General features: G+C 68.2%; 7 protein-coding genes and 1 pseudogene. All 8 read right to left on the minus strand.

Features of this window, described 5'->3' with window-relative positions:
• A partial coding sequence (locus VF330_RS37940) for a histidine kinase (protein WP_330856568.1) occupies nucleotides 1-1407 on the minus strand: 1407 nt, incomplete at its 3' end.
• Nucleotides 1386-1610 (minus strand): hypothetical protein, encoded by a 225-nt coding sequence (locus VF330_RS37945; RefSeq protein WP_330856569.1) that lies wholly within the window; start codon nucleotides 1608-1610, stop codon nucleotides 1386-1388. The genes VF330_RS37940 and VF330_RS37945, both read right to left, overlap by 22 nt.
• Before the next feature lie 119 nt (nucleotides 1611-1729).
• Complete coding sequence (locus VF330_RS37950; protein ID WP_330856570.1) at nucleotides 1730-2719, minus strand: zinc-dependent alcohol dehydrogenase family protein; 990 nt, start codon at nucleotides 2717-2719, stop codon at nucleotides 1730-1732.
• On the minus strand, nucleotides 2716-3531 hold the full coding sequence (locus tag VF330_RS37955) for a carbohydrate ABC transporter permease (protein ID WP_330856571.1): 816 nt from the start codon (nucleotides 3529-3531) through the stop codon (nucleotides 2716-2718). The genes VF330_RS37950 and VF330_RS37955 overlap by 4 nt, the downstream gene beginning before the upstream one ends.
• Nucleotides 3528-4457 (minus strand): sugar ABC transporter permease, encoded by a 930-nt coding sequence (locus VF330_RS37960; protein ID WP_330856572.1) that lies wholly within the window; start codon nucleotides 4455-4457, stop codon nucleotides 3528-3530. Before VF330_RS37960 ends, VF330_RS37955 begins: the two co-directional genes overlap by 4 nt.
• Before the next feature lies 1 nt (nucleotide 4458).
• Nucleotides 4459-5805: a sugar ABC transporter substrate-binding protein gene (locus VF330_RS37965; RefSeq protein ID WP_330856573.1), complete on the minus strand. Its 1347-nt coding sequence runs from the start codon at nucleotides 5803-5805 to the stop codon at nucleotides 4459-4461.
• A gap of 68 nt (nucleotides 5806-5873) precedes the next feature.
• Nucleotides 5874-6635, minus strand: a complete 762-nt coding sequence (locus VF330_RS37970; RefSeq protein WP_330856574.1) for a DeoR/GlpR family DNA-binding transcription regulator — start codon at nucleotides 6633-6635, stop codon at nucleotides 5874-5876.
• A 319-nt stretch (nucleotides 6636-6954) separates the two neighbouring features.
• Nucleotides 6955-7435 (minus strand): annotated as a pseudogene (locus VF330_RS37975) (alpha-glucosidase); the annotation flags it as partial.

The following is a 7435-nucleotide window of genomic DNA, read 5'->3' on the forward strand; positions in this document are numbered from 1 at the left end:
CAACGACCGGCGCAACGCCTTGAGCTGCAACCGGATGCCGACCAACGCCGGTCCGACGCCGTCGTGCAGGTCGCGGCGCAACCGCAGGCGTTCTTCCTCACGCGCACGCACGAGCCGTTCGCGGGCGAGCTGCAGATCGGCGGTCAGCTTGATGGACTGCGCGGCGGGTGCAGTAGACCGTGCGAGGTCCACGAGCAGGCTCAGCTCACGGTCACTCAACCGTTCGTCGGGCGCGCGAGGCTCCACGACCAAGTCGCCGACCGAAGAACCGCGGTACGTCATGGGAAAACGCAGCTGGGGCCACCCGCGGCTGCGTCCGTGCTCGGCCAGCACCGACCCGCCGCGAATCGCCACGTACGGCAGCTTCAACGACTCGGCGACCGTCGCGGCCACCGTCGGCAGCACGTCCTGGGAGCGTTCGAGCTTCTCGCTCAGTGTCGACAAAGCGCCATAGGGATCGGCGCGCTGCCCGAACAGCCACCGGTCGAGCCGGCGCTGCACCCACGACCGGATCGGCGCGAACGCCAGCCCCGCCGCCACGACACCGATCACCTCGGCGTCGTTGGTGAACAGCTCGCCCGCACCGACCATCACGCCGAGATAGACGAGCAGCAGCACGACCGTCAACGAGCCGTAGAGCAACGACCGGTGGATGAGCAGGCTGATGTCGTACAAGCCGTACCGCACGATGGCGATCACCGCGGCGGCAGGAAACGCGAGCACGCCGATGATCCACGCGACGTGCCCGTCCGTCGTCTCCACCACGGTCGCCACGACGGCGAGCGCCAGCAATGCGAACGCCCACACGAGCAACCGGCGTTCATCGCCCTCCGCTCGCCGCCACCGCAGGAACAGCGACACGACGGCCGCGACCACGGAGACCCCGCCCGCGAGCACGGCGACCAGCGTCAGGGTCTTGGCGAGTCCGCCGCCGCTGGACTGCCAGTAGTCGGCGGGGTCGCTCCACGACGCCCACGCGATCCCCACGGCACCCAGAACGGCGCTGAACAACGACGCACCGATGGCGACCCACCAGCGGTTGTTCAACGGTTTGCCGTTCGGGAAGACCAGTGCCACGGCGGGCAGCAACGCGTAGGTGGGCCACCAGACCCACGCCTCGATCCACCGGGCGGGGTTGTCCTCCGGCTGACCGGCGACCGCGACGGCGATGCCGCCGAAGACGCCCATGACCAGCAGCAGCCACCCGACGGCCGACCTGCGGACGTGGCCGATCACCCGCACCCCGAGCAGGGTGCAGGCGAACGCGACCAGCCAGTTCCGCGGATGCGAGACGACGCCGGTGACCGCGGTGTGCACGACGGCGAAGAGCACACACGCGGCCACCAGCGCGCCGACGACACGGGCGAGGACGACCTCGCTCCGCGTCAGTCGCTGAGCCAGTGCCACAGGTTGTGGAACGGCGAACCGTCGTCGAGGGTGGAGATGCCGCCCGGCCAGCCCTGGAACGTCATGACGCGCTGACGCAGCTGGTCGACGGACACCGGTTCGGCCGGCTGGTGGACGTGGTCGAAATCGACGTCCCCAGGCTGCGGGTTCATCGCCCGCGCCTGAAGCTCCGCGTACCAGGCGAGGAGCTCTTCGTCGGACATGTGCGAAAAGTACGGCGGTACCACTTTCTGCCCGGACTTCGACATGCCCGAAAAGAGTCGTGGGCACTCGTCTGGATACACGAGTGCCCACGAACAACTGCGAGTTTCTTCCGGCTACCTCACGGCAGGACCTGGATCTTGCGGCCCTTGCCCGCCTTGAACTGGTCCAACGCTCCCGCGTAGTCGTCCAGGGGCACGCGGTCGCTGATGAAGATCTCCGGGTCGAGCACACCGGTCGCGAAGAGGTCCGCCGCCCGTTCGAACGAGCGCAGCACCGCCATCGAGCCGGTGATCGTGATCTCCTGGTTGTAGATCTTGTACGGCTCGATCGTGACCCGCGCCGAGTAGTCCGAGACGCCGAACTGCAGGAACGTGCCGCCCTTCGCGACGCGGCCGAGCCCGTCCTGGATGGCCTTCTCGTTGCCGGTGGCGTCGATGACGACGTCCCAGCCCTGCGGCCGGTCGAGCTCGTCCGGCGTCGCCGCCACGGCCGTGACGCCGAGCTGCTTCGCCGTCTCCAGCCGCTCCGGGTTCAGGTCGACGACCTCGATCGACGACGCGCCGGTGAGCTTGCCGAGCTGCAGCATCATCAGGCCCATCGTGCCCGAGCCGTAGATCAGCACCCGTGACGCCATCTGCGTCCGCAGCACGTCGTAGCCGCGGACCGCGCACGACAGCGGCTCGATGAGCGCCGCGTCCTCGGTCCGCACGTGGTCGGGCAGCTTCACGCAGTTGGCCACGGGGGCCTTCGCGTACTCCGCCGCGCCACCGGACGTCGAGACGCCGATGGCCGCCCAGCGCTCGCACAGGTTGTTCTTGCCGGCACGGCACATCCGGCACTCGTAGCAGTAGAGCGACGGGTCGACGGCCACCCGGTCGCCGACCGCGAGCTCGTTGACCTGCGAGCCGATCTCGACGACCGTGCCGGCGAACTCGTGGCCCGGCACGACCGGCAGGGTGGGCGCGAACTCGCCCTGCAGGATGTGCAGGTCGGTGCCGCAGAGCCCGCAGGCCGCCACCTTGACGACCACCTCGCGCGGACCGCACGTGGGATCGTCCACAGTGGTCACTTCGACGGAGCCGACGCCGGTGATCACTGCTGCTTTCACTTGACTGCTCCCAACGAGAGGCCCTGGACGAGCTTGTCCTGGGCGGCGAACCCGGCGATCAGCACCGGCAGAGAAACCACGACCGCCGCGGCGCAGACCTTGGCCAGGAAGAGGCCCTGCGACGTGACGAACCCGGTCAGGTACACGGGCGCGGTGCCGGCGACGACACCGGTGAGCACCCGTGCGAAGAGCAGCTCGTTCCAGCTGAAGATGAAGCAGATCAACGCCGTCGCCGCGATGCCGGGCATCGCGATCGGCGCCACCACCCTGCGCAGGATCGTGAGCAGACCCGCGCCGTCGATCGACGCCGCCTCGAGGATCTCCTTGGGGACCTCGGACAGGAACGACCGCATGAGCCACACCGCGATCGGCAGGTTCATCGAGCAGTACAGCAGCGTGAGGAACGAGATGTTGTCGAGCATCCCGGAGAACTGCGCGATCAGGTAGATCGGCAGCAGCGCCGCGACGACGGGCATCATCTTGGTGGAGAGGAAGAAGAACAGGACGTCCGTCCACTTCTCCACCGGCCTGATCGACAACGCGTACGCGGCCGGGATCGCCAGCAGCAGCACGATGATCGTCGACCCGATCGAGGCGCTGAACGAGTTGATCAGCGGCGGCCACGCGCCCGCGTCGAAGAACTCGGCGTAGCCGTCGAGCGTCAGCGGCGCGAGCAGCGACGGCGGGTTCGTCGCCGCGTCCGACTCGCTGTGCAGCGAGGTCAGGAACATCCAGGCCACCGGCGCGAAGAACACGAGGCCGGCGATCCAGGCGAGCACGCCCCAGCCGAGCTTGACCCATCGGGCGGTCATCGCTTCTCCTCCTTGAACAGCGAGGACACCGTGCGCAGCGCGAACGTGGCGATGACCATCGAACCGGCCACCACGATCACGCCGGCCGCGGACGCCTCGCCGTACTCGTGCGCCTGGTAGAAGGTCTGGTAGATCATGTACGGCAGGTTCGCCGTGCCCAGGCCACCGGACGTGATCGTGAAGACCGCGTCGAAGTTCTGCACGATGTAGATCGAGCCGAGCAGGCCGCCGAGCTCCAGGTACTGGCGCAGGTGCGGGAACGTCAGGAACCGGAAGATCTGGAACGGCGACGCGCCGTCGATCGTCGCCGCCTCGACGGGTTCGATCGGCTTCGACTGCAGGCCCGCCAGCAGGATCAGCATCATGAACGGCGTCCACTGCCACACCAGCGACAGCACCACCGCGCTCATCGGCATGGAGCTGATCCAGTCCGGCTGGGCCTCGAAGCCCAGCCAGCTCAGGATGCCGTTGAACAGGCCGTACTCCGGGTTGTAGAGCACGTGCTTCCAGATCAGCGCCGCCGCCACCGGGACAACGAGGAACGGCGCGATCAGCAGCGTGCGCACGAACCCGCGGCCCGCGAACTTCTTGTCCAGCAGCAACGCGAGCCCCAGCCCGAGGACCAGGCTGATGATCACGACGGACGCCGTGAGCACGATCGTGTTGACGACCGAGGAACGCAGGTCGGGATCGGTGAACACGCTCACGTAGTTGTCGAACCCGGCGAACCCGCGGTTGGTGGGGTCGAGCGAGTTCCACTTCATGAACGAGATCACGAGCGTCGCGACGAACGGCAGCTGCGTCACGATGATCAGGAAGATCAGCGCGGGCAGGAGGGGAGCGCGCGTCGACCACTTCTTGTACTGCTTGCGGGGGGCGGGAGGCGGCCGGTCCACGACCGACCGCTCCCGCTCTATGACCGCCATGTCACTGCCCCTTGTACTTGGAGGCGACCTTCTCGGCGAGACCCTGACCGTTGTTCAGCGCGTCGTCCACGGACGTCGCACCCGCGATCGCGGAGCTGATCTGCTGCGACACCTGGGTTCCGAGGTCGGTGAACTCGGGGATGCCGACGAACTGGATGCCGGGCGCCGGACGCTCCTGCACACCGGGGTTGAGCGGCTTCGCGCCCTTGATCGCGGCCTCGGCCTGCGCGGAGAACGTGCCGGAGGACTGCTTGTACTCGGCGCGCTGGTAGGTCGACGAGCGCTTGCCGTCGGGGAGCTTCGACCAGCCGAGGTTCTTGCCGACGAGCTCCTCGTAGCCCTTGCCGGACGCCCACGAGATGAACTTCCAGGCGTTGTCCTGCTTCTTCGACGCCTTCTGGATGCCGAACGCCCACGTGTAGAGCCAGCCGGAGCTGTCGGTCTTCACGACCGGCGCCTGGGTGAAGCCGAGCTTGCCCTTGACGGGGGAGTCGTTGGCCTCGAGCAGGCCGGCGGCGACCGTGGCGTCGTACCACATCGCGACCTTGCCCTGCGTCATGTTGTTCAGGCACTCGGCGAACCCGGCCTGCGGGGCGCCCGCCTCACCGTAGTTGCGGACGAGGTCGACGTAGAACTTGGTGGCCTCCTTGAACTCCGGCGCGTTGACCTGCGCCTGCCAGTCCTTGGTGAACCACGTGCCGCCGAAGGTGTTCACGACCGTCGTGAGCGGCGCCATGACCTGGCCCCAGCCCGGCTGGCCGCGCAGGCAGATGCCGCGGACCTCGGGGGTGGAGACCTTCTGGGCGGCCTCGGCGACCTGCTGCCAGGTCGGCTTCTCGGGCAGCGTGACGCCCTTGGCCTCGAAGATGTCCTTGCGGTACATGAGGAACGACGACTCACCGTAGAACGGCTGCGCGTAGACCTTGCCGTCGGCGGCGGTCAGCGACTGCTTGATCGGCTCCAGGATGTCGGCCTGGTCGAACCCGCTGTCCTTGGCCACGAAGTCGTCCATCGGCGCCAGCCAGCCGTTCTTGGCGTACATGGGCGTCTCGTAGTTGGAGATCGTCGCCACGTCGTACTGGCCGGCCTGGCTGGAGAAGTCCTGGCTGATCTTGTCGCGGACGTCGTTCTCCGGCAGCACGGTGAAGTTCACCTTGATGCCCGTGTCCTTGGTGAAGTTGTCCGCGGTGAGCTTCTGCAGGTCCTGCATCTGCGGGTTGTTCACCATCAGCACGTTCACCGAGTTCTCACCACCCCCTCCGCCGCCGGCGCCCGAACAGGCGGAGGCGAGCAGCAGCACGGCGGTGGCGGCCCCGAACGCGCGGAGTGGTGTGCGAATCGACGACATCGTCGGTTCCTTTCAAGGGTTTTCGGGCGCGGTGAAGAAGGGGGATGACGCCCGAATGGTGAGGGATCTCAGGCTCGGATGACCTTGGGGCCCAGCAGGGTGTAGCGGTGGGCCTCGTGGGCTGAGAGGCCGCTGTCGGTGACGACCGCCTCCAGGTCGGAGACCTCGGCGAACCGGTGGAAGCTCGATACGCCGAACTTGGTGTGCGTGCCGACGAAGATCTTTCGCCGGGACGCGCTGAGCGCCCTGGACTTCACCGCTCCGACCGCCGGGTCGGGGGTGGTGAGCCCGTGCTCGCGGGAGATGCCGTTGGCGCCGATGTAGGCGAGGTCGATGACCATCTCGCCGAGCATCCTCGTGGTCCAGTGGTCCACAGTGGCCAGTGTGTGTCCGCGAACCCGGCCGCCCAGCAGCAGGACGGTGCACGACGGGTGCTCGGACATCGCCGCCGCGGTCGGCAGCGACGCGGTGATGATCGTGAGCGGGTTGGTCGTGGGCAGCGCCTCCGCCACGAGCTGCGGGGTGTAGCCCTCGTCGATGAACACCGTCTCGGCGTCGTCGAGCCGTTCGGCGGCGGCCTTCGCGATGCGCCGCTTCTCCGGCACGTGCGAGCCCGCCCGGAACCTCAGACCCGTCTCGAAGCCGGCGCTCTCGACCGGGATCGCGCCGCCGTGCGTGCGGCGCACCAGGCCGTGCTCGTCGAGGACGCGCAGGTCCCGCCTGACCGTCTCGGGAGCGACGCGCAGTTCCTGCGCCATCTCCACCACGTCGACGCGGCCGTCGGCGCGGGCCCTGGCCAGGATGCGGCGCTTGCGTTCTTCTGCTCGCATGTCACCTGCCCACTCGGCTCTCGGGTTGCCCGTTCGGGCCGTGCATAGATGAAACACCCTGGAAACACTGTGGTCGCCACCACAACTCGGGGAAATCCTGCCCGATTTTCGCCCGGCTTGCAGTGGGTGACGGCTCGTTCACGCAGGTCGACCGGTCCGGGCATGCCCGAAATGTGACGTCAGGCTGCCCGGATGGCCTCCAGATCATCGTCGAATTCGACGGAACCGGGCGAATTGAGACGAAGGCGCGCGGGGTGAACGGGCACGAAAAAACTCGGGAGCGGCTGCTGCCGCCCCCGAGTCCGGTGTCGCTCGTGCTCTACAGCCAGGCCGCGGCGTCGGGCGGCAGCTGCCCGCCGGTCAGCGGGACGCTTGACAACGTTGGCGTGGCGGGCAGGTCGACGGGCCGGTCGGACAGGTTGACCACGCACGTGCGGTCGTTCCTCCTGAACGCCAGCACGTCCTCACCGAGGTCGAGCCACTCCAGGTCGCCGCTGATCCCGCGCCGCTGCGCGAACACCTCGCGGTACAGCGACAGCATCGAGCCGGGGTCGTCCGCCTGGGCCGCGACCGAGAACCGCTGCCAGCTCTCCGGCTGCGGCAGCCAGCTGGGACCGTCCTCCGCGGACCAGGGCAGCGGTACGCGGCAGCCGTCCCGGCCGCGGTCGGTGAAGCCCGAGCGGTGCCACACCGGGTCCTCGCGCAGCTCGTCCGGCAGGTCCTCGACCTCCCAGAGCCCGAGCTCCTCGCCCTGGTAGACGTAGACGCCACCGGGCAGCGCGGCCGTGAGCATGATCGCC

The organism is Lentzea sp., assembly GCF_036380075.1.
GTDB lineage: Bacteria > Actinomycetota > Actinomycetes > Mycobacteriales > Pseudonocardiaceae > Lentzea.